The sequence below is a fragment of the Clavibacter vidaverae genome (assembly GCF_047529985.1).
Taxonomy (GTDB): domain Bacteria; phylum Actinomycetota; class Actinomycetes; order Actinomycetales; family Microbacteriaceae; genus Clavibacter; species Clavibacter nebraskensis_A.
Genome location: NZ_JBLJAM010000001.1, coordinates 253,071 through 273,068, shown reverse-complemented (window position 1 = coordinate 273,068; position 19,998 = coordinate 253,071). Strand labels below are relative to the sequence as shown.

General features: G+C 70.6%; 16 protein-coding genes. 6 read left to right on the top strand and 10 right to left on the bottom strand.

The annotated features are described in order from the left end of the window. Positions 1 to 11: 11 nt before the first annotated feature. The 6 genes from tkt (at position 12) to pgl (ending at position 8,308) form a co-directional block, all read left to right on the top strand. Entirely contained in the window at positions 12 to 2,102 is a 2,091-nt protein-coding gene (gene tkt / locus ACMT9T_RS01275; RefSeq protein ID WP_414743885.1) for a transketolase, read from the top strand. 153 nt (positions 2,103 to 2,255) lie between these two features. Further along, positions 2,256 to 3,371, top strand: coding sequence for a transaldolase (gene tal, locus ACMT9T_RS01270; protein ID WP_414743884.1), 1,116 nt, complete (start codon positions 2,256 to 2,258; stop codon positions 3,369 to 3,371). Beyond that, on the top strand, positions 3,368 to 4,963 hold the full coding sequence (locus tag ACMT9T_RS01265) for a glucose-6-phosphate isomerase (protein ID WP_414743883.1): 1,596 nt from the start codon (positions 3,368 to 3,370) through the stop codon (positions 4,961 to 4,963). Before tal ends, ACMT9T_RS01265 begins: the two co-directional genes overlap by 4 nt. Before the next feature lie 38 nt (positions 4,964 to 5,001). Continuing rightward, positions 5,002 to 6,543, top strand: a complete 1,542-nt coding sequence (zwf, locus tag ACMT9T_RS01260) for a glucose-6-phosphate dehydrogenase (protein WP_116055549.1) — start codon at positions 5,002 to 5,004, stop codon at positions 6,541 to 6,543. Next, on the top strand, positions 6,540 to 7,538 hold the full coding sequence (locus ACMT9T_RS01255; protein ID WP_414743882.1) for a glucose-6-phosphate dehydrogenase assembly protein OpcA: 999 nt from the start codon (positions 6,540 to 6,542) through the stop codon (positions 7,536 to 7,538). The genes zwf and ACMT9T_RS01255 overlap by 4 nt, the downstream gene beginning before the upstream one ends. Next, on the top strand, positions 7,535 to 8,308 hold the full coding sequence (gene pgl / locus ACMT9T_RS01250) for a 6-phosphogluconolactonase (RefSeq protein WP_414743881.1): 774 nt from the start codon (positions 7,535 to 7,537) through the stop codon (positions 8,306 to 8,308). Before ACMT9T_RS01255 ends, pgl begins: the two co-directional genes overlap by 4 nt. Before the next feature lie 150 nt (positions 8,309 to 8,458). Here the strand turns inward: pgl and ACMT9T_RS01245 are convergent, their stop codons facing one another. From ACMT9T_RS01245 to uvrA, 10 genes are all read right to left on the bottom strand, one after another. Then, positions 8,459 to 8,827: an RNA polymerase-binding protein RbpA gene (locus tag ACMT9T_RS01245; protein WP_053774592.1), complete on the bottom strand. Its 369-nt coding sequence runs from the start codon at positions 8,825 to 8,827 to the stop codon at positions 8,459 to 8,461. 11 nt (positions 8,828 to 8,838) lie between these two features. Continuing rightward, entirely contained in the window at positions 8,839 to 9,090 is a 252-nt protein-coding gene (gene secG, locus ACMT9T_RS01240; protein ID WP_012299313.1) for a preprotein translocase subunit SecG, read from the bottom strand. Positions 9,091 to 9,232: 142 nt separating this feature from the next. Beyond that, the gene (tpiA, locus tag ACMT9T_RS01235; protein WP_414743880.1) at positions 9,233 to 10,036 is read right to left on the bottom strand and encodes a triose-phosphate isomerase; all 804 of its coding nucleotides are present in this window, start codon (positions 10,034 to 10,036) and stop codon (positions 9,233 to 9,235) included. Further along, positions 10,027 to 11,241 carry a phosphoglycerate kinase gene (locus ACMT9T_RS01230; protein WP_414743879.1) on the bottom strand — a complete coding sequence of 405 codons (1,215 nt, stop codon included), beginning with the start codon at positions 11,239 to 11,241 and terminating at the stop codon, positions 10,027 to 10,029. The genes tpiA and ACMT9T_RS01230 overlap by 10 nt, the downstream gene beginning before the upstream one ends. Positions 11,242 to 11,247: 6 nt before the next feature. Then, positions 11,248 to 12,255 carry a type I glyceraldehyde-3-phosphate dehydrogenase gene (gene gap / locus ACMT9T_RS01225; RefSeq protein WP_414743878.1) on the bottom strand — a complete coding sequence of 336 codons (1,008 nt, stop codon included), beginning with the start codon at positions 12,253 to 12,255 and terminating at the stop codon, positions 11,248 to 11,250. 126 nt (positions 12,256 to 12,381) lie between these two features. Next, positions 12,382 to 13,008, bottom strand: coding sequence for a superoxide dismutase (locus tag ACMT9T_RS01220; RefSeq protein WP_012038433.1), 627 nt, complete (start codon positions 13,006 to 13,008; stop codon positions 12,382 to 12,384). 165 nt (positions 13,009 to 13,173) lie between these two features. Continuing rightward, positions 13,174 to 14,154, bottom strand: coding sequence for a DNA-binding protein WhiA (whiA, locus tag ACMT9T_RS01215; RefSeq protein ID WP_053774595.1), 981 nt, complete (start codon positions 14,152 to 14,154; stop codon positions 13,174 to 13,176). A 29-nt stretch (positions 14,155 to 14,183) separates the two neighbouring features. Then, positions 14,184 to 15,059, bottom strand: coding sequence for an RNase adapter RapZ (gene rapZ, locus ACMT9T_RS01210; RefSeq protein ID WP_043669591.1), 876 nt, complete (start codon positions 15,057 to 15,059; stop codon positions 14,184 to 14,186). Between the two features lie 76 nt (positions 15,060 to 15,135). After that, the gene (gene uvrC / locus ACMT9T_RS01205; protein WP_414743877.1) at positions 15,136 to 17,064 is read right to left on the bottom strand and encodes an excinuclease ABC subunit UvrC; all 1,929 of its coding nucleotides are present in this window, start codon (positions 17,062 to 17,064) and stop codon (positions 15,136 to 15,138) included. Beyond that, positions 17,064 to 19,985, bottom strand: coding sequence for an excinuclease ABC subunit UvrA (uvrA, locus tag ACMT9T_RS01200; RefSeq protein ID WP_414743876.1), 2,922 nt, complete (start codon positions 19,983 to 19,985; stop codon positions 17,064 to 17,066). The genes uvrC and uvrA overlap by 1 nt, the downstream gene beginning before the upstream one ends. Positions 19,986 to 19,998: the final 13 nt, after the last annotated feature.

Genomic DNA, 19,998 nt, shown 5'->3' with positions numbered 1-19,998 from the left:
GCTAGAACCAAGTGGCAGCATTGCAATGGGACCCCATCGACAGCAAGGCGGTCGACACCGCACGTATCCTCGCCGCGGACGCGGTCGAGAAGGTCGGAAACGGTCACCCCGGCACCGCCATGAGCCTGGCCCCCGCGGCCTACCTCCTGTTCCAGAAGGTCATGCGCCGCGACCCCTCCGACAGCACCTGGATCGGTCGCGACCGGTTCATCCTCTCGGTGGGCCACAGCTCGCTCACGCAGTACACGCAGTTCTTCCTCGGCGGCTACGGCCTCGAGATCGAGGACCTCCAGGCCCTCCGCACGTGGGACTCCAAGACCCCGGGTCACCCGGAGTACGGCCACACGGACGGCGTCGAGATCACCACCGGCCCGCTGGGCCAGGGCCTCGCCTCCTCCGTCGGCTTCGCCTACGCCGCCCGCTACGAGCGCGGCCTGTTCGACCCGGAGACGCCCGCAGGCGAGAGCCCGTTCGACCACTTCGTGTACGTGATCGCCGGCGACGGCGACATGCAGGAGGGCATCACCTCCGAGGCCTCCTCCCTCGCGGGGCACCAGGAGCTCGGCAACCTCATCGCGATCTACGACAGCAACCAGATCTCGATCGAGGACGACACCGACATCGCCTTCACCGAGGACGTGGCCGCGCGCTACGAGTCCTACGGCTGGCACGTGCAGCACGTCGACTGGAAGAAGACCGGCGAGTACGTCGAGGACGTCCAGGAGCTGTTCGACGCCGTCGAGGCCGCCAAGGCCGAGACGCGCAAGCCGTCGTTGATCATCCTCAAGACGATCATCGGCTGGCCCTCCCCGAAGAAGCAGAACTCGGGCAAGATCCACGGCTCCGCCCTCGGCGCCGAGGAGCTCGCGGCCGTCAAGCAGATCGTGGGCTTCGACCCCGAGAAGAGCTTCGAGGTGCCGGACGGCGTCCTCGAGCACACGCGCCAGGCCATCGAGCGCGGCCAGCAGCAGCACCGCGAGTGGGACGAGAAGCTCGCCGCGTGGGCCGAGGCCAACCCCGAGCGCAAGACGCTCCTCGACCGCGTCCTCGCCGGCGACGCCCCGGAGGGCCTCGACGAGGCGCTCCCCGTGTTCCCCGCGGGCAAGGACGTATCGACGCGCGCCGCGTCCGGCAAGGTCATCAACGCCATCGCCGAGGTCATGCCCGAGCTCTGGGGCGGCTCCGCCGACCTCGCCGAGTCGAACAACACGACCATCGAGTCGGCGCCGTCCTTCGTGCCCGCCGAGCGCTCCACCGACATGTGGAAGGGCGACCCCTACGGCCGCGTCCTCCACTTCGGCATCCGCGAGCACGCCATGGGCGCGATCCTCAACGGCATCGTCCTGCACGGCAACACGCGCCCCTTCGGCGGCACGTTCCTCATCTTCAGCGACTACATGCGCCCGGCGGTCCGTCTCGCCGCGCTCATGAAGGCGCCGTCGATCTTCGTCTGGACGCACGACTCGGTCGCCCTCGGCGGCGACGGGCCGACGCACCAGCCGGTGGAGCAGCTCGCCAGCCTCCGCGCCATCCCGGGCCTCGACGTCATCCGCCCCGCGGACGCCAACGAGACCGCGCAGGCGTGGAAGACGATCCTCACGCGTCGCATGGGCCCCGCGGGTCTCGCGCTCTCGCGCCAGAACCTGCCGGTCCTGGAGCGCGGCGCGGGTGACGCCACCGCGACCGAGTACGCCTCGGCCGCCGGCGTCGCCAAGGGCGCCTACATCCTGGCCGACACCGAGGGCACGCCCGACGTGATCCTCATCGCCACGGGCTCCGAGGTCCAGTTCGCCGTCGAGGCCCGCGAGGCCCTCGCCGCCGAGGGCGTGAAGGCCCGCGTCGTCAGCGCCCCGAGCCTCGAGTGGTTCGAGGAGCAGGACGCCGCGTACAAGGAGCACGTGCTCCCCGAGGCGGTCGCCGCGCGCGTCTCCGTCGAGGCGGGCATCTCGCTCTCCTGGAAGCAGTACGTCGGGCACCACGGACGCAGCATCTCGATCGAGCACTTCGGCGCGAGCGCCGAGTACGAGGTCCTGTACCGCGAGTTCGGCATCACGACGGAGGCCGTCGTGGCCGCCGCCAAGGAGTCCATCGCCTCCCTCTAGCAGCTGACGAGGAGCGGGGCGGCCGAGCTGCTCCGCTCCCCGCCGGCTCGCCCCGACCGACCCGCCCGACAGGGCCCGTCGATCGGGTTCCCGGGAGGGGCGCGCGTACGCGCCCCTCCCCCAGATCCTCACAACCAGCACGAAGAAGGCAACATGACCGACACCACTTCCCCCACCGCGCAGCTCTCCGCCGCGGGCGTCAGCATCTGGCTCGACGACCTGTCCCGCGAGCGCATCGATGCCAAGGGCATCGAGAAGGTGATCGCCGAGCGCGACGTCGTCGGCATCACGACGAACCCCACCATCTTCGCGTCGGCCCTCGCCAAGGGCGAGGCGTACGACGCCCAGGTCCGCGAGCTCGCGGCCGACGGCGCCGACGTCGACCGCGCGGTCTTCGAGATCACCACCCGCGACGTCGGCGAGGCCGCGCGCATCTTCCGCCCCGTCTACGACCGCACCGCCGGCTTCGACGGCCGCGTCTCCATCGAGGTCTCCCCCGACTTCGCCAACGACACGCAGGCGACCATCGACGAGGCCCACAAGCTGTGGGACAAGATCGCCGAGCCGAACGTCATGATCAAGATCCCCGCGACCCGCGAGGGCCTCGAGGCGATCACCGAGGTCATCGGCGCCGGCATCAGCGTCAACGTCACCCTCATCTTCAGCCTCGAGCGCTACCGCGAGGTCATGAACGCGTACCTCACCGGCCTCGAGAAGGCCAAGGCGGCGGGCATCGACCTGTCGACGATCCACTCGGTCGCGTCCTTCTTCGTGTCGCGCGTCGACACCGAGATCGACAAGCGCCTCGACGCGATCGGCACCGACGAGGCCACCGCGCTCAAGAGCAAGGCGGGCGTCGCCAACGCGCAGCTCGCCTACCAGGCGTTCGAGCAGACCTTCGCCTCCGAGCGGGCCCAGGGCCTCCTCGGCGCCGGCGCCAACAAGCAGCGCCCCCTCTGGGCCTCGACGGGCGTCAAGAGCCCCGACCTGCCCGACACCCTCTACGTCACGCAGCTCGTCGCCGCCGACGTCGTCAACACGATGCCGGAGAAGACGCTCGACGCGACCTTCGACCACGGCGTCATCGAGGGGGACACCATCACGGGGTCCTACGACGCCGCGAACGACGTCCTCAACCGGGTCGACGCGCTCGGCATCTCCTACACGGAGGTCACGGAGCTCCTCGAGAAGGAGGGCGTCGAGAAGTTCAAGGTGTCGTGGAGCGAGCTCATCGAGACCGTCACGAACGCCCTGGACGGCGCCAAGTGAGCGTCCGCATCGCGCTGAGCGGAGCGGCAGCCACCGCCGTCGAGACCCACGTCCCCGCCCTCGTCGAGGCGCACGTCGCATCCGGTATCACCGGGCTCGACGGCACCCTCTGGGGCCCGGACGCCGAGTCCGAGGCGACCAAGCGCCTCGGCTGGACGCAGGCGGTCTCCGTCTCGCGCCCCCTCGTCGCCGAGATCGAGGCGCTCCGCGAGGAGCTCCGCGGCCAGGGCGTCGACCACATCGTCCTCGGCGGCATGGGCGGCTCCTCGCTCGCGCCCGAGGTCATCACGCGCACCGCGGGCGTCGAGCTCACGGTCCTCGACTCGACCGACCCCGGCCAGGTGCTGGCGGCGCTCGGCGACCGCCTCGCCACCACGGCCGTCGTCATCTCGTCGAAGTCCGGCTCCACGCTCGAGACCGACAGCCAGAAGCGCGTCTACGAGACGTCGTTCCGCGAGGCGGGCATCGACCCGACCGCGCGCATCGTCATCGTCACCGACCCGGGCTCCCCGCTCGACCAGTCGGCGCGCGCCGACGGCTACCGCGTGTTCAACGCGGACCCCGACGTGGGCGGCCGCTACAGCGCGCTGACCGCGTTCGGCCTGGTGCCGTCCGGCCTCGCCGGCGCCGACATCTCGGGCCTGCTCGACGAGGCGGAGGCCGCGTCCGCGCAGCTCGCCGTCGACGACGTGTCGAACCCGGGCCTCGTGCTCGGTGCCGCGATCGCCGGCACCTCCCCGCTGAAGGACAAGCTCGGCATCGTCTCCGACGGCACCCACATCGTGGGCTTCGGCGACTGGGTCGAGCAGCTCATCGCGGAGTCGACCGGCAAGCTCGGCACGGGCCTCCTGCCCGTCGTGCTGCCGACCGACGCCCCCGAGCTCTCGCTCGGCCTCGCTGACCTGCAGGTCGCGCGGCTCGTCGCCGACGTGGACGCGCACGACGCGGCCGAGGGCGAGATCGTCATCAGCGGCACGCTCGGCGCGCAGATCCTCACGTGGGAGTACGCCGTCGCCGTCGCGGGCCGTCTGCTCGAGATCAACCCCTTCGACCAGCCCGACGTGGAGGCCGCCAAGGTCGCCGCGCGCGGACTGCTCGACGACCGACCCGCGCCCGAGGCCCCCGTCGTCACGACGGACGGCATCGAGGTGCGCGGCACGAGCGAGGTCACCGACGGCGCGACCGACGTGTCGTCCGCCATCGACGCCCTGCTCGCGCAGGTCGGCCCGACCGGCTACGTCGCCGTGCAGGCGTTCGTGGACCGCCTCGCGCTCCCCGAGCTCGAGCGCCTTCGCGACGCCGTGGCCCGCAAGGTCGGCCGTCCGGTCACGTTCGGCTGGGGCCCCCGGTTCCTGCACTCCACGGGGCAGTTCCACAAGGGCGGCACCCCCGTCGGCGTGTTCCTGCAGATCACCGCGGACGCGGCCGAGGACCTCGCGATCCCGGACCGCCCCTTCACCTTCGGCGAGCTCATCCAGGCGCAGGCCGCCGGCGACGCCACCGTGCTCGCCGAGCACGGCCGTCCCGTCCTGCGACTGAACCTGACCGACCCCACCACGGACGCCCGGGCCCTGCTCTCGACGCTCGAATGACCGCATCGCCGGATCCGTCCGGCAGATCGAGGAGTTACATGTCGCCGGTGGATATCACCCCGGAATTCAATCCCCTGCGGATCCCGTCAGACCGACGGCTGAACCGCATCGCAGGGCCGAGCAGCCTCATCATCTTCGGCGTGACGGGTGACCTGTCGCGCAAGAAGCTGATGCCGGCCGTCTACGACCTGGCCAACCGGGGGCTCCTGCCCCCCGGCTTCGCGCTCATCGGCTTCGCCCGGAGGGACTGGGAGGACCAGGACTTCGAGCAGGTCGTGTACGAGGCCGTCAAGCAGTACTCGCGCACCAAGTTCGACGAGGACGTCTGGCGCCAGCTGGCGCAGGGCATCCGCTTCGTGCAGGGCACCTTCGACGACGACGAGGCGTTCCAGACGCTGAAGGACATCACGGAGGAGCTCGACCGCGAGCGCGGGACGATGGGCAACCACGCGTTCTACCTGTCGATCCCGCCGAAGTCCTTCCCGCTGGTCACCGAGCAGCTCCGCCGCTCGGGACTCGCGGAGCAGAAGGAGGGCCACTGGCGCCGCGTCGTCATCGAGAAGCCCTTCGGGAGCGACCTCAAGACGGCACGCGAGCTCAACGCGGTCGTCGAGACGGTGTTCCCGCCGGACTCGGTGTTCCGCATCGACCACTACCTGGGCAAGGAGACGGTCCAGAACATCCTGGCGCTGCGCTTCGCGAACCAGCTCTACGAGCCCCTGTGGAACGCGAACTACGTGGACCACGTGCAGATCACCATGGCCGAGGACATCGGCGTGGGCGGCCGTGCCGGCTACTACGACGGCATCGGCGCGGCTCGCGACGTCATTCAGAACCACCTCCTGCAGCTCCTCGCCCTCACGGCCATGGAGGAGCCCGTCGCGTTCGACGCGTCGAGCCTCCGGGACGAAAAGGAGAAGGTGCTGTCCGCGGTGCGCCTGCCGAAGGACCTCTCCACCGCCACGGCCCGCGGCCAGTACGCCGGCGGCTGGCAGGGCGGCGAGGAGGTCGTGGGCTTCCTCGACGAGGACGGCATGGATCCCGAGTCCCTGACCGAGACCTACGCGGCCATGCGGCTCGACATCAACACGCGACGCTGGTCCGGCGTGCCGTTCTACCTGCGGGCGGGCAAGCGCCTCGGCCGCCGCGTGACGGAGATCGCGGTCGTGTTCAAGCGCGCCCCGCAGAACCTGTTCGCGGAGGACCAGACGTCGGCCCTCGGCCAGAACGCGCTGGTCATCCGGGTGCAGCCCGACGAGGGCGTCACCATCCGCTTCGGCTCCAAGGTGCCGGGCGCGGGGATGCAGGTGCGCGACGTCACCATGGACTTCGGCTACGGCCACGCCTTCACCGAGGCGAGCCCGGAGGCGTACGAGCGGCTCATCCTCGATGTGCTCCTCGGCGACCCGCCGCTCTTCCCCCGGCACCAGGAGGTCGAGCTGAGCTGGAAGATCCTGGACCCCATCGAAGAATTCTGGCGCACGCAGGGCCAGCCCGAGCAGTACCGTCCGGGCACCTGGGGGCCGGCCTCGGCCGACGAGCTCCTCGCCCGCGACGGACGGACCTGGAGGCGGCCATGAGAGTCGATCTGCCGAACACCACCACCGCCAAGATCTCGAAGGCGCTCGTCAAGATCCGCGAGGAGGGCGGCGCCGTCGCCCTCGGCCGCGTCCTGACGCTCGTGATCTCCACCTCGCTCGGCAGCGAGGAGGAGGCCATCGAGGCCGCCAACGACGCGTCGCGTGAGCACCCCATGCGCGTCATCGTCATCTCCACCGATCGCGGCGTCGCGGCGGAGGCGACCACCGAGTCGGCCCGCGTCGACGCCGAGATCCGCGTGGGCGGCGACGCCGGCGCGAGCGAGGTCGTCGTGCTCCGCGTGTACGGCGCGGCCGCCGAGGACGAGGAGAGCCTGGTCACGGGCCTCCTCCTCCCCGACGCGCCCGTCGTCGCCTGGTGGCCGCACGACGCCCCGGCGGTCGTCAGCCAGTCGCCGCTCGGGCGCATCGCGCAGCGCCGCATCACGGACTCGTCCACGAGCAGCAACCCGCGCATGGCCCTGCAGCATCTCGCGGAGACGTACGCCCCCGGCGACACGGACTTCGCCTGGACGCGGCTCACGCTGTGGCGGGCGCTGCTCGCCGCGGTGCTCGACCAGCCGCCGTACGAGCCCGTCACGCAGGTGGAGGTGTCCGGCGCCGCCGACTCCCCCTCCACCGTGCTCCTCGCCGCCTGGCTCGGCCTGCAGCTGCAGGTGCCCGTGCTCCACGAGGTCACGACGCGGGCGACCGGCTCGAGCGGGATCCACGGCGTGCGGCTCCACCGCGCCTCCGGCGTGATCGACCTCGACCGGCCGATCGCCAACGTCGCGACGCTCAAGCAGCCGAACCAGCCGACGCACGATGTGAGCCTCCCGCGCCGGAGCCTCCGCGACTGCCTGGCCGAGGAGCTGCGGCGACTCGACCCCGACTCGCTGTACGGGGACGTGATCCGTCACGGACTCGAGCAGGCGACGGCGGGCAACGGGTACATCACCGCGTCCACCACCGCACGGAAGGACTCGGGAGACCGATGACCACGAACGACCGCAGGGTGCTCGTGCACCCCGACAAGAAGGCCATGACCGGCTCCGTCGCCGCGCGCTTCCTCACGAAGCTCGTCGACATCCTGGACGAGGAGGAGACGGCCAACGTCGTCCTCACCGGGGGGACGGTGGGCCCGAGCATCCTCGCGGCCGTGAACGACTCCGCGGCGCGCGACAGCGTCGACTGGACCCGCGTGCACTTCTGGTTCGGCGACGAGCGGTGGCTGCCTCACGGCGACCCCGAGCGCAACGACACCACGGTGCGCGAGGCGCTGCTCGACCACATCGACGTACCCGCGGAGAACATCCACGCCATGGGCGCGAGCGACGCGGGGCAGAGCCTCGAGGAGGCCGTCGAGGCGTACACGGCGGAGCTCGCCGCGCACGCCAACGGCGACACCTCGCTCCCCCGCTTCGACATCACGTTCCTCGGCGTGGGGCCGGACGGCCACGTGGCGTCGCTCTTCCCCGACAGCGACGGCATCCGCACCATGGACGCCGCCGTGATCCCGGTGCGCAACTCCCCGAAGCCGCCGGCGGAGCGCATCTCGCTCACGCTGCCGGTGCTCAACTCGTCGCTGCGGATCTGGATGGTGCTCGCCGGACCGGACAAGGCGTTCGCGCTGGGCCTCGCCCTCGCGGGCGCGGACCGCACCGAGGTGCCCGTCGCGGGCATCAAGGGGCGCAAGCGCACGGTCTTCTTCATCGACCGCGAGGCGGCCGCCGACGTGCCGGAGAACCTCAGGCTGTCGTCGTACTGACGACGGTGCCGGCACGAGCCGGATGCACGACGACGGGCGGGTCCTCTCCGGAGGCCCGCCCGTCGTCGTGCATCCGGCGACCGACGACAGCCGGGAACGGAGAACGCCCCCGTCCTCAGGGACGGGGGCATTCGACGTGGTGGGGTGAGGCTACTTGGTGGCCTTCACGGTGCCGCGGCGGGCACGGAGCTGCTCCAGCGCCTCCTCGAGGAGCTGGCTCGCCTCCTCCTCGCTGCGGCGCTCCTTCACGTACGCGAGGTGCGTCTTGTACGGCTCGAGCTTGGCGACCGACGGCGGGTTGGCCTTGTCGCGCCCGGCCGGCAGACCCGACTGCGGGGAGTCGATGGTCTCGGGGATCTCCTCCTCGGGCAGGTTCGCCGCGAAGTGGCGGACGGTCTCGTTGCCGAGGGCGTCCCAGTACGAGATCGAGATGCGCTCCGCGTGGAAGCCGCGGTCCTGCTCGCCCATGGGGCCCGCGCCGACGCGCGAACCGCGGATGGCGCTTCCTCCTGATGCCATGTGGCTGCTCCCTACAATCCGGTGTCGAACTTGGTGATCAGCCCGAGGACCACGATGCACGTGACCCAGATCAGGCCGAGGATGACGGTGATGCGGTTCAGGTTCCGCTCGGCCACGCCCGAGGAGCCGAGGCTCGACGTCGTGCCGCCCCCGAACATGTCGGACAGACCGCCGCCCCGCCCCTTGTGCAGGAGGATGAGCATGGTCAGCAGGAGGCTGGTGATTCCCAGAACCACCTGCAGGACTACCTGGAGGATTTCCACGTGCGGCCTTTCGGGTGCGCGGTGCTGTGGCCGAGACGACCGGTGAACGGCCGATGGGCCGTTGTCGATTATAGCGGGCAGCTGGATGCGGCGAGCCGCCCGCGCCCGGTGGGGCGCGAGCGGCTCGAGGTGGGGAGGCGGATCAGACCCCGACATGGGAGCGGAACCGCGCGATGGCGGAGAACTCCTGCACGTCGAGGCTGGCACCGCCGACGAGGGCGCCGTCGACGTCGGGCTCGCGGAGGAACCCCGCGATGTTGCCGGACTTGACCGAACCGCCGTAGAGGATCCGCGTGGCCTTCGCGGCCTCGTCGCCGAGCAGCTCGGCGACGACGGCGCGCAGAGGGGCTGCGACCTGCTGGGCCTGCTCGGGCGTCGCGGCCTGGCCGGAGCCGATGGCCCACACGGGCTCGTAGGCGACGACGACGTCGGCGCCCTTCGCGAGCCCCTGCAGCGCGACCCGCAGCTGCGCCACGGGGACGGCGCTCGCGCCGTGCTCCTCGAGATCGGCCGCGGTCTCGCCCACGCAGATCACGGGGACGATGCCGTGCTTGACGGCGGCCGCCGACTTCGCAGCCACCTGCTCGTCGGTCTCGCCGTGCAGCGTGCGCCGCTCGGAGTGGCCGATGATGACGTACCGGCAGGCGAGCTGCGCCAGGAACGCCGCGGAGATCTCCCCCGTGTACGCGCCGGACTCGTGCTCGGACACGTCCTGGGCGCCGTACGCCAGCTCGAGCTTGTCGGCCGAGACGAGCGTCTGCACGCTGCGGATGTCGGTGGCCGGCGGGAACACCGCGACCTCCGCCTCCTGGTAGTCGTGCTTCGCGTCCTTGAGGCTCCACGCGAGCTTCTGCACGAAGGCGATGGCCTGGAGGTGGTCCAGGTTCATCTTCCAGTTGCCCGCGATGAGCGGGGTGCGCCCCTGCGGGCGATCGGTCACTGCCATCCGAGGACCTCCAGTCCCGGCAGGCGCTTCCCCTCGAGGAACTCGAGGCTCGCGCCGCCTCCGGTCGAGATGTGACCGAAGCGGTCATCATCGAATCCGAGCGCGCGGACGGCCGCGGCGCTGTCGCCGCCCCCGACCACCGACAGGCCCTCGACGCGCGTGAGCGCGTCGGCGACCGTCCTCGTGCCGGCCGCGAACGGCTCCAGCTCGAACACGCCCATGGGGCCGTTCCAGAACACCGTGGTCGAACCTCGGATGATCGTCGCGAAGGCGTCGGCGGTCTCGGGGCCGATGTCGAGTCCGAGCCCCTTCGCGCCCGCGGGCGTCTCCTCGATGGCGTCGGCGCGGGTGACCTCGTGGGCGGCGTCGGCGGAGAACCCGTCGGCGACGACCACGTCGGTGGGGAGCACGATCTTCACGCCGCGCTCCTCGGCCTCGGCCAAGTAACCGCGGACCGTCTCGACCTGGTCCTCCTCGAGGAGGCTCGCGCCGACCTCGTGGCCCTGGGCCTTGAGGAACGTGAACAGCATCCCGCCGCCGATGAGCAGCGAGTCGACGCGCGGCAGCAGGTGGCCGATGACGCCGAGCTTGTCGGACACCTTGGATCCGCCGAGCACGACCGTGTACGGGCGCTCCGGGTTCTCCGTCAGGCGGTCGAGGACCTCGAGCTCGCTCGCGATGAGCGAGCCGGCCGCGCTGGGGAGCGCGGACGCGAGCTCGAACACGCTGGCCTGCTTGCGGTGCACGACGCCGAAGCCGTCGGACACGAACGCGTCCCCCAGCTCGGCGATCGACTCCGCGAAGCCGCGGCGCACGGACTCGTCCTTGCTCGTCTCCTCCGCGTGGAAGCGGAGGTTCTCGAGCACGACGACGTCGCCGTCGCCGAGCGCCTCGACGGCCGCGCGGGCGGAGTCGCCCACGGTGTCCGCCGCGAACGCGACGTCGGCGCCGAGCAGCTCGCCGAGACGGGTCGCCACGGGACGCAGGCTGTACTTCTCGTCGGGCGTGCCGTCGGGACGGCCGAGGTGCGAGATGACGACGACGCGGGCGCCGGCCTCGCGGAGACCCGAGAGGGTCCCCAGCGAGGCCAGGATGCGCCCGTCGTCGCCGATCACGCCGTCCTTCAGGGGGACGTTGAGGTCGCAGCGCACGATGACGCGACGACCCCGGAGGTCCCCCAGGGAATCGATGGTGCGGAGTGCCACGGTCGGTTACAGGCGATCGGCGACGTACTCGGTGAGGTCGACGAGGCGGTTGGAGTAGCCCCACTCGTTGTCGTACCACGACGCGACCTTGACCTGGTTGCCGATGACCTTGGTGAGGCCGGCGTCGAAGATCGAGGAGTGCGGGTCGTTGACGATGTCGCTCGAGACGATCGGGTCCTCGGTGTACTTGAGGATGCCCTTGAGGGGGCCCTCGGCGGCGGCCTTGTACGCGGCGTTGACCTGCTCGACCGTGACGTTCGCCGAGGTCTCGATGGTGAGGTCGGTGATCGAGCCGGTGGGCACGGGGACGCGGAGCGCGTAGCCGTCGAGCTTGCCGACGAGCTCGGGGATGACGAGGCCGAGCGCCTTCGCGGCACCCGTCGACGTGGGGATGATGTTGACGGCGGCGGCGCGGGCACGACGCAGGTCGCTGTGCGGGCCGTCCTGCAGGTTCTGGTCGGCCGTGTAGGCGTGGACCGTCGTCATGAGGCCGCGCTCGATGCCGAACTCGTCGAGGAAGACCTTGGCGAGGGGCGCGAGGCAGTTCGTGGTGCACGACGCGTTGGAGATGACGTCGTGGGTGGCGGGGTCGTAGGTGCCCTCGTTGACGCCGAGGACCAGGGTCGCGACGTTGTCGCCCGTGGCGGGCGCGGAGACGAGGACCTTCTTGGCGCCGGCGGTGATGTGCTTGCGCGCGTCCTCCGCCTTCGTGAAACGACCCGTGGACTCGATGACGATCTCGACGCCGAGCTCGCCCCAGGGGAGGTTCGCGGGGTCGCGCTCCTCGAGGACGCGGATGGCCTTGCCGTTGACGACGATGTTGTCGCCGTCCAGCTCGACGGTGGCGTCGAGGCGGCCCGTGATGGAGTCGTACTTGAGCAGGTGCGCGAGCGCCTTGTTGTCGGTGAGGTCGTTCACCGCGACGATCTCGATGTCGCTGCCCTTGGCGAGCGCTGCGCGGAAGTAGTTGCGGCCGATGCGGCCGAAGCCGTTGATGCCGATCTTGACGGTCACGTGTTCTCCTGATGTTCTGCGCGCTCGGGGGCGGCGGTGGGTGGTGGAGGTTCGGGTGCGTGGGAGTCCTGGCGTGCGGGAGCCGCGGGCGGCCGGGGTCTCCCCGCCGGCCGCCCGCGGCTGCGGCTAGGAGAGGAGGAAGAGGCCCTGCGTCTTCGTGCGCGCGGCGTCGAAGCGCGCCTGCACGTCGGCCCAGTTCACGATGTTCCAGAACGCCTTGACGTAGTCGGCCTTGACGTTGACGTAGTCGAGGTAGAAGGCGTGCTCCCACATGTCGAGCAGCAGGATCGGGACGGTCGCCGCGGCGAGGTTGCCCTGGTGGTCGTACAGCTGCTCGATGATGAGCTTCTGGCCGAGCGAGTCCCAGGCGAGGATGCTCCAGCCGGAGCCCTGGATGCCGAGGGCGGACGCGGTGAAGTGCGCCTGGAACTTGTCGTACGAGCCGAAGAACTCGTCGATGGCCGCGGCGAGCTCGCCGGTGGGCTTGTCGCCGCCGTCGGGGCTGAGGTTGTTCCAGAAGACGGTGTGGTTCACGTGTCCCGCGAGGTTGAACGCGAGGTCCTTCTGCAGCTTGTTGACGAACGTGAGGTCGCCGGCGTCGCGCGCCTCCTGCAGCTTCACGAGGGCGGTGTTCGCGCCGTCGACGTAGGTCTTGTGGTGCTTGTCGTGGTGCAGCTCCATGATGCGGCCGCTGATGCTCGGCTCGAGGGCCGAGTAGTCGTACGGGAGGTCGACGAGAGTGTAGTCAGCCATAGGTGTATCTCCTCTTCATTGCCCGGGGGCTCCCGGCCAGAGGCCGGGGGTGGGTGACGGATCGAGTCTAGTCCGGCGGCCCTCCGCGCCACCTGGCCGGATGACGCCCGGCGTCGAGCGGATCCCCGCGTCGTCGAGCGCGCCCGCGGGCGGAGGAACCGCGGATCAGACGTCGTCGAGGTCGGCCGGCAGGTTCGCGTCGGTGCCGGGCAGGCCCTCGTCGACGGCCTTCTTGTCGGCCATGGCCAGGAGCCGGCGGATGCGCCCGGCGACCGCGTCCTTGGTCATGGGCGGGTCGGCGTGGTGGCCCAGCTCGTCGAGGCTGGAGTCGCGGAAGCGGAGCCGCAGGTCGCCCGCGTACTTGAGGTGCTCCGGGATGTCCGGGCCGAGGATCTCCATGGCCCGCTCCACGCGCGCGCACGCGGCCACCGCGGCCTGGGCCGAGCGGCGGAGGTTGGCGTCGTCGAAGTTGACGAGGCGGTTGGCGGTGGCGCGGACCTCGCGGCGCTGGCGCATCTCCTCCCAGTTGACGACGGTCCCCTGCGCTCCCATGACCCGCAGCATCTGCCCGATGGCGTCGCCGTCGCGGATGACCACCCGGTGGACGCCGCGGACCTCGCGCGCCTTGGCGCTGATGTCGAGGCGCCCCGCGGCGCCGACGAGGGCCATGGCGGCCTCGTTGCCGGGGCAGGTGACCTCGAGCGCGGCCGAGCGACCGGGATCGGTCAGCGTGCCCGCGGCCAGGAACGCCCCGCGCCAGACGGCGGCGATCTCCTCGCGGGAACCCGTGGTGAGACGATTGGGCAGCCCGCGGATGGGGCGGCGGCGGGCGTCGAGCAGGCCGGTCTGGCGGGCGAGGGTCTCGCCGCCCTCCATCACGCGCACCAGGTAGTGGGTGGCGCGGCGCATGCCGGACGCCGGGATGACGGAGATGTCGCTGCGGACGCCGTAGAGCTCGGCCAGGTCCTTCCGGACGCGGCGGGCGAGGAGGGGGGTGTCGAGCTCGGACTCGACCGCGATGCGGTTCGAGATGAGGTGGAGCCCGCCGGAGAAGCGCAGGATGGTGGCCAGCTCGGCGGCCCTCACCGTGGTCTTGCTGACCTCGACGCGTGACAGTTCTTCCTTGACGTCCGAGGTCAGAGGCAAATGCTTACTCCCTTGATGAGATGGGTGCCCTACTCCCGGCCGAGGTCGCGGTGCTTGGTGCTGACAGCGACGCCGGGAAGGGCGCGGAGGAGGCTGGAGAGCTCCTCGGCGACGGCCACCGAGCGGTGCTTGCCGCCGGTACAGCCGATAGCGATCGTAGCGTGTCTCTTGTTCTCCCGCTGATAGCCCGCGAGCACCGGGGCGAGCGCGCGCGCGTACGCGTGGACGAACTCCTCGGCGCCCTCCTGGCCCAGCACGTAGTCGCTGACGGCCTTGTCCCGGCCCGTGAGCGGGCGGAGCTCCGGGGTCCAGAAGGGGTTCGGCAGGAAGCGCATGTCCGCGACCATGTCGGCGTCGGCGGGGGTGCCGTACTTGAAGCCGAAGCTCATGACGGTGACGCGGACACCCGCGTCGTCCGCACCGCTGAACTGCTCGGTGATCGTGGTGGCGAGCTGGTGGATGTTGAGCTCGGACGTGTCGATGACGAGGTCGCTCGCCTCGCGTATCTCGATCATGCGGGCGCGCTCGGCGGCGATCCCGTCGAGCAACGTGCCGTTCCCCTGCAGCGGGTGCGGGCGTCGGACCTGCTCGAAGCGCCGGACGAGCGCGGCGTCGGTCGCCTCGAGGAAGAGCACGCGGAGGCGCGGACCCGTGCCGAAGGTCTGCAGGATGTCCCGCAGCTCGGAGAAGAAGTCGCCCCCTCGGACGTCGACCACCGCGGCGATCTTCGGCAGCGAGGTGCCGGCGCGGCCCGCGAGCTCGACGAGCGGCTTGAGCATCTGCGGCGGGAGGTTGTCGACGACATACCAGCCGAGGTCCTCCAGCGCGTTGCCGACGGTGGAGCGGCCCGCGCCGGACATCCCCGTCACGATCATGACGTCCTGCTGGGGGATCTCCACGCTCATGCGGGGCTGCACCTCTCGTCGCGCTGGTCGGTGGGTCGAGTCTAGGCGGGACCGGCGACACCGGTCCGGGCCGGGTTCACGAGCGGAGCCGCTCGTAGACGGCCTGGGCCAGCGTCGGCCCGATGGTGCGGACGGCCGCGATCTCGTCGACCTCGGCCTGCTTGAGCTTCGCGACCGATCCGAACTGCTGCAGCAGCCGCTGCACGCGCGACGGACCGAGCCCGGGGATCTCGTTGAGCACCGACGTGATGTCGCGCTTCCTCCGCGCGCGCTGGTGCGTGATGGCGAAGCGGTGCGCCTCGTCGCGGATGCGCTGGATGAGGAAGAGGGCGTCGCTGTTGCGCGGCAGGATGATCGGGTAATCCGAGTCCGGCAGCCAGATCTCCTCGAGGCGCTTGGCGATGCCCGCCAGCTGGATCCCCGTCACGCCCGACTCCTCGAGCGCGCGCCGGGCGGCGGCCACCTGCGGTTGCCCGCCGTCGACGATGAGCAGGTTGGGACTGTACGAGAACTTGTTGACGGGCGGCGCCTCCCCGAGCTCCGGCGGCGCGGCGTCGGCGGGCACCTCCGCCTCCTTGCCGAGGTAGGCGAGGCGGCGCGTGATGACCTGGTGGATCGACTCGGTGTCGTCCGTGGAGTCGGCGATGTTGAACCGGCGGTACTGGTCCTTCCGCGGCAGGCCGTCCTCGAAGACGACCATGGACGCGACGATGTTGGTGCCGCTCAGGTGCGAGACGTCGTAGCACTCCATGCGCAGGGGCGCGTCGGGCATGCCGAGCGCCTCCTGGATGTCGGCCAGCGCCTTCGACCGCGTCGTGAAGTCGGAGCTGCGCCGGGTCTTGTAGAGCATGAGCGCGTTCTGCGCGTTGGTCGCCGCGGTCTGGGCGAGCGCGGCCTTGTCGCCGCGCTGCGCGACGCGCAGGTCGACCTGCCACGAGCTCGGACGCCCGCGACGGACGGTGCCGTCGTCCTCCCCCGCCGCCCGGCGCTGGCTGAGCCACAGCTCGAGCTCGGCGGCGTCGGCCGGCAGCTCGGGGACGAGCACCTCGCGCGGCGGATGCGCCTCGTCCTCGTACGCGTTGTGCAGCACGGTCTCGACGAGCTCGCCGATCCCGATGTCGAGCTCCTTGTCGACGACCCACGTGCGCGTGCCGCGGATGCGTCCGCCGCGGACCATGAACTGCTGCACGGCAGCGGCGAGCTCGTCGGCGGCGATGCCGAAGACGTCGGCGTCGACGCGGTCGTCGAACACGACCGCGGTCTTGGAGAGGGCGGCCTCGAGCGCGCCGATGTCGTCCCGGTGCCGGGCCGCGGCCTCGTAGTCCATCTCCGCCGCGGCGTCCTTCATCCGCTGCGTGAGCTGACCCACGTACTTGGAGTCGTTGCCGGCCATGAAGCTGACGAAGTCGTCGGCGATCTCGCGGTGCTCCTCCTCCGACACCCGGCCGACGCACGGCGCCGCGCAACGGCCGATGTCGCCGAGGAGGCAGGGGCGGTTCGTCTGGCGCGCGCGCTTGAAGGTGCTCTCCGAGCACGAGCGCATGGGGAACACCTTTAGCAGGTGGTCGACCGTCTCGCGGATGGCCCAGACCTTCGTGTAGGGCCCGAAGTACTTGGCGCCGCGGATCTTGCGGTTGCGGGTGACCATCACCCGCGGGTAGTCCTCCCCCAGCGTGACCGCCAGGTACGGGTACGACTTGTCGTCCCGGAACTTGACGTTGAACGGCGGGTCGAACTCCTTGATCCAGGTGAACTCGAGCTGGAGGGCCTCGAACTCGCTGCCGACGACGGTCCATTCGACTCCGGCCGCGGACGTCACCATCCGGCGCGTGCGCTCGTGGAGGCTCGCGAGCGGCGCGAAGTAGTTGGCGAGGCGCGCGCGCAGGTTGTTCGCCTTGCCCACGTACAGGACGCGGCCCGCCGCGTCGCGAAAGCGGTACACGCCCGGCGACGTGGGGATCTCCCCCGCCGCCGGACGGTAGCCGACCGTGTCGGTGCGGGCCATCAGACGGCCGCGCGCTCCTCGCGCGCACGCTGGGAACCGGCCGCCGACCCTTCGGCCTCGGCCTCAAGCACCTCGCGGAGGAACCCGCCGGTGTAGCTCTCCGGCACCGTGGCGAGGTGCTCGGGCGTGCCGGTGGCGAGGACCGTGCCGCCGCCCGCACCGCCCTCGGGACCCATGTCGATGAGCCAGTCGGCCGACTTGATGACGTCGAGGTTGTGCTCGATGACGATGACCGTGTTGCCCTTGTCGACCAGCCCGTTGAGCACGAGGAGGAGCTTGCGCACGTCCTCGAAGTGGAGGCCCGTGGTCGGCTCGTCGAGCACGTAGATGCTGCGGCCGTTCGAGCGGCGCTGCAGCTCCGTGGACAGCTTGACGCGCTGCGCCTCGCCGCCGGAGAGCGTGGTGGCGCTCTGGCCGAGGCGCACGTAGCCGAGGCCCACGTCGACCAGGGTCTTCATGAAGCGGTGGATGGCCTGGATGGGCTCGAAGAACTCCGCCGCCTCGCTGATGGACATGTCGAGCACCTCGGCGATGCTCTTGCCCTTGTAGTGGACGCTGAGGGTGTCGCGGTTGTAGCGCGCTCCCCCGCAGACCTCGCAGGCCACGTAGACGTCCGGCAGGAAGTTCATCTCGATCTTGATGGTGCCGTCCCCCGAGCAGGCCTCGCAGCGCCCGCCCTTGACGTTGAAGCTGAAGCGGCCGGGGAGGTACCCGCGCGCCTTGGCCTCGGTGGTCTCGGCGAAGAGGGTGCGGATCCGGTCGAAGACGCCCGTGTACGTGGCGGGGTTCGAGCGCGGGGTGCGGCCGATGGGGTTCTGGTCGACGTGGACGACCTTGTCGAGGTTCTCGAGGCCGGTGACGCGCGCGTGCTTGCCCGGCACCTTGCGGGCGCCGTTGAGCTCGTTGGCGAGCACCCGGTAGAGGATGTCGTTGACGAGCGACGACTTGCCCGACCCGCTGACGCCCGTGACGGCCGTGAGCGTGCCGAGCGGGAAGGACGCCGTGACGTTCTGCAGGTTGTTGGCGCGGGCGCCCACGACCTGGATCTGCCGCTTCTTGTCGATCTTGCGGCGCTTCGCCGGCGTGGCGATGGCGCGGCGCCCGGCGAGGTAGTCGCCCGTGAGCGACTCGCGGTTCTCGATGAGGCCCTCGTAGGAGCCCGAGTGCACGACCTTGCCGCCGTTGACGCCCGCGCCCGGTCCGATGTCGACGATCCAGTCGGCGGTGCGGATGGTGTCCTCGTCGTGCTCGACGACGATGAGCGTGTTGCCGAGGTCGCGCAGCTTCACGAGCGTCTCGATGAGGCGGCGGTTGTCGCGCTGGTGCAGGCCGATGCTCGGCTCGTCGAGCACGTAGAGCACGCCGGTGAGGCCCGAGCCGATCTGCGTGGCCAGGCGGATGCGCTGCGCCTCGCCGCCGGAGAGCGACGCCGCGGCGCGTGCGAGGTTGAGGTAGTTGAGGCCGACCTCGATGAGGAAGTCGAGCCGCACGCGGATCTCCCGGAGGACCTGCGCGGCGATGTGCGCCTCGCGGTCGGTGAGCTCGAGCTGCGCCATGAACGCCTGCGCGTCCGAGAGGCTCATCTCCGCGACCTCGGCGATGTTCGCGCCGTGCACGAGGACCGCGAGCACCTCGGGCTTCAGCCGCTTGCCGTCGCAGACCGGGCACGGGATCTCACGCAGGTACTCGCCCCAGCGGGCGCGCTGGTTGTCGGTCTCGGCCTGCGCGAACTGGCGCTCGATGTAGGGCATGACGCCCTCGAAGCCCGACGAGTAGGTCATCTCGCGGCCGTAGCGGTTCTTCCACTTGACCTGGACCTCGAAGTCGTTGCCGCGGAGCACCGCCTCGCGGACCTCCTCCGACAGCTTCCGCCACGGCGTGGTGAGCGAGAACTTGAGGTCGCGCGCGAGGCCGGCGAGCAGCTTCTCGTAGTACTGGAAGAGGCCCTTGCCCTGCGTGGTCCAGGGGAGGATGACGCCGTCGGCGATGCTCAGCGACTCGTCGCCGATGAGCAGCTCCTGGTCGACCGACATGCGCGTGCCGAGGCCCGAGCACTCGGGGCAGGCGCCGAAGGGCGCGTTGAAGGAGAAGGTGCGCGGCTCGATCTCGGTGAGCTGGATGGGGTGGTTGTTCGGGCACGACAGCTTCTCCGAGTACGTCTGGAGCCCGCCGGGGCCCTCGACGTCGACGAAGTCGATCATGACGATGCCGTCGGTGAGGCGCAGCGCGGTCTCGAGCGAGTCGGTGAGGCGCCCGAGGATGTCGTCGTTCGCGACGAGGCGGTCGACCACCACGGAGATGTCGTGCTTGTACTGCTTCTTGAGCTTGGGGGGCGAGCTGAGCTGGATGAGCTCCCCGTCGACGATGGCGCGCGAGTAGCCGCCGGACGCGAGCTCCGCGAACAGGTCGACGAACTCGCCCTTCTTCTGGGACACGATGGGGCTGACGATCTGGTACCGCGTACCGGTCTCGAGCTCCATGAGCTGGTCGGCGATCTGCTGCACCGTCTGACGCGAGATGCGCTCCCCGCAGACGGGGCAGTGGGCGACGCCGATGCGCGCCCAGAGCAGGCGCATGTAGTCGAAGATCTCGGTGATGGTGCCGACCGTGGACCGGGGGTTGCGGTTCGTCGACTTCTGGTCGATGGAGACCGCGGGGCTCAGGCCCTCGATGAAGTCGACGTCGGGCCGATCGACCTGGCCGAGGAACTGGCGGGCGTACGCGGACAGCGACTCGACGTACCGGCGCTGGCCCTCCGCGAAGATCGTGTCGAACGCGAGGGACGACTTGCCGGACCCGGACAGGCCGGTGAAGACCACCAGCGAGTCGCGCGGGATGTCGAGGTCGACGTCACGGAGGTTGTGGACACGGGCACCGCGGACGCTGAGGAGGGAGGAGGACTCGACGGGGGAGATGGACACGCTTCCATCGTAT

Excerpts from the sequence above, each read along its gene's own strand:
- tal (WP_414743884.1), top strand. The coding sequence starts at position 2,256 with ATGACCGACACCACTTCCCCCACCGCGCAGCTCTCCGCCGCGGGCGTC.
- rapZ (WP_043669591.1), bottom strand. The coding sequence starts at position 15,059 with ATGAGCGTGGAGATCCCCCAGCAGGACGTCATGATCGTGACGGGGATG.
- zwf (WP_116055549.1), top strand. The coding sequence starts at position 5,002 with ATGTCGCCGGTGGATATCACCCCGGAATTCAATCCCCTGCGGATCCCG.
- ACMT9T_RS01245 (WP_053774592.1), bottom strand. The coding sequence starts at position 8,827 with ATGGCATCAGGAGGAAGCGCCATCCGCGGTTCGCGCGTCGGCGCGGGC.
- ACMT9T_RS01220 (WP_012038433.1), bottom strand. The coding sequence starts at position 13,008 with ATGGCTGACTACACTCTCGTCGACCTCCCGTACGACTACTCGGCCCTC.
- uvrC (WP_414743877.1), bottom strand. The coding sequence starts at position 17,064 with ATGGCCCGCACCGACACGGTCGGCTACCGTCCGGCGGCGGGGGAGATC.
- pgl (WP_414743881.1), top strand. The coding sequence starts at position 7,535 with ATGACCACGAACGACCGCAGGGTGCTCGTGCACCCCGACAAGAAGGCC.
- tpiA (WP_414743880.1), bottom strand. The coding sequence starts at position 10,036 with ATGGCAGTGACCGATCGCCCGCAGGGGCGCACCCCGCTCATCGCGGGC.
- ACMT9T_RS01255 (WP_414743882.1), top strand. The coding sequence starts at position 6,540 with ATGAGAGTCGATCTGCCGAACACCACCACCGCCAAGATCTCGAAGGCG.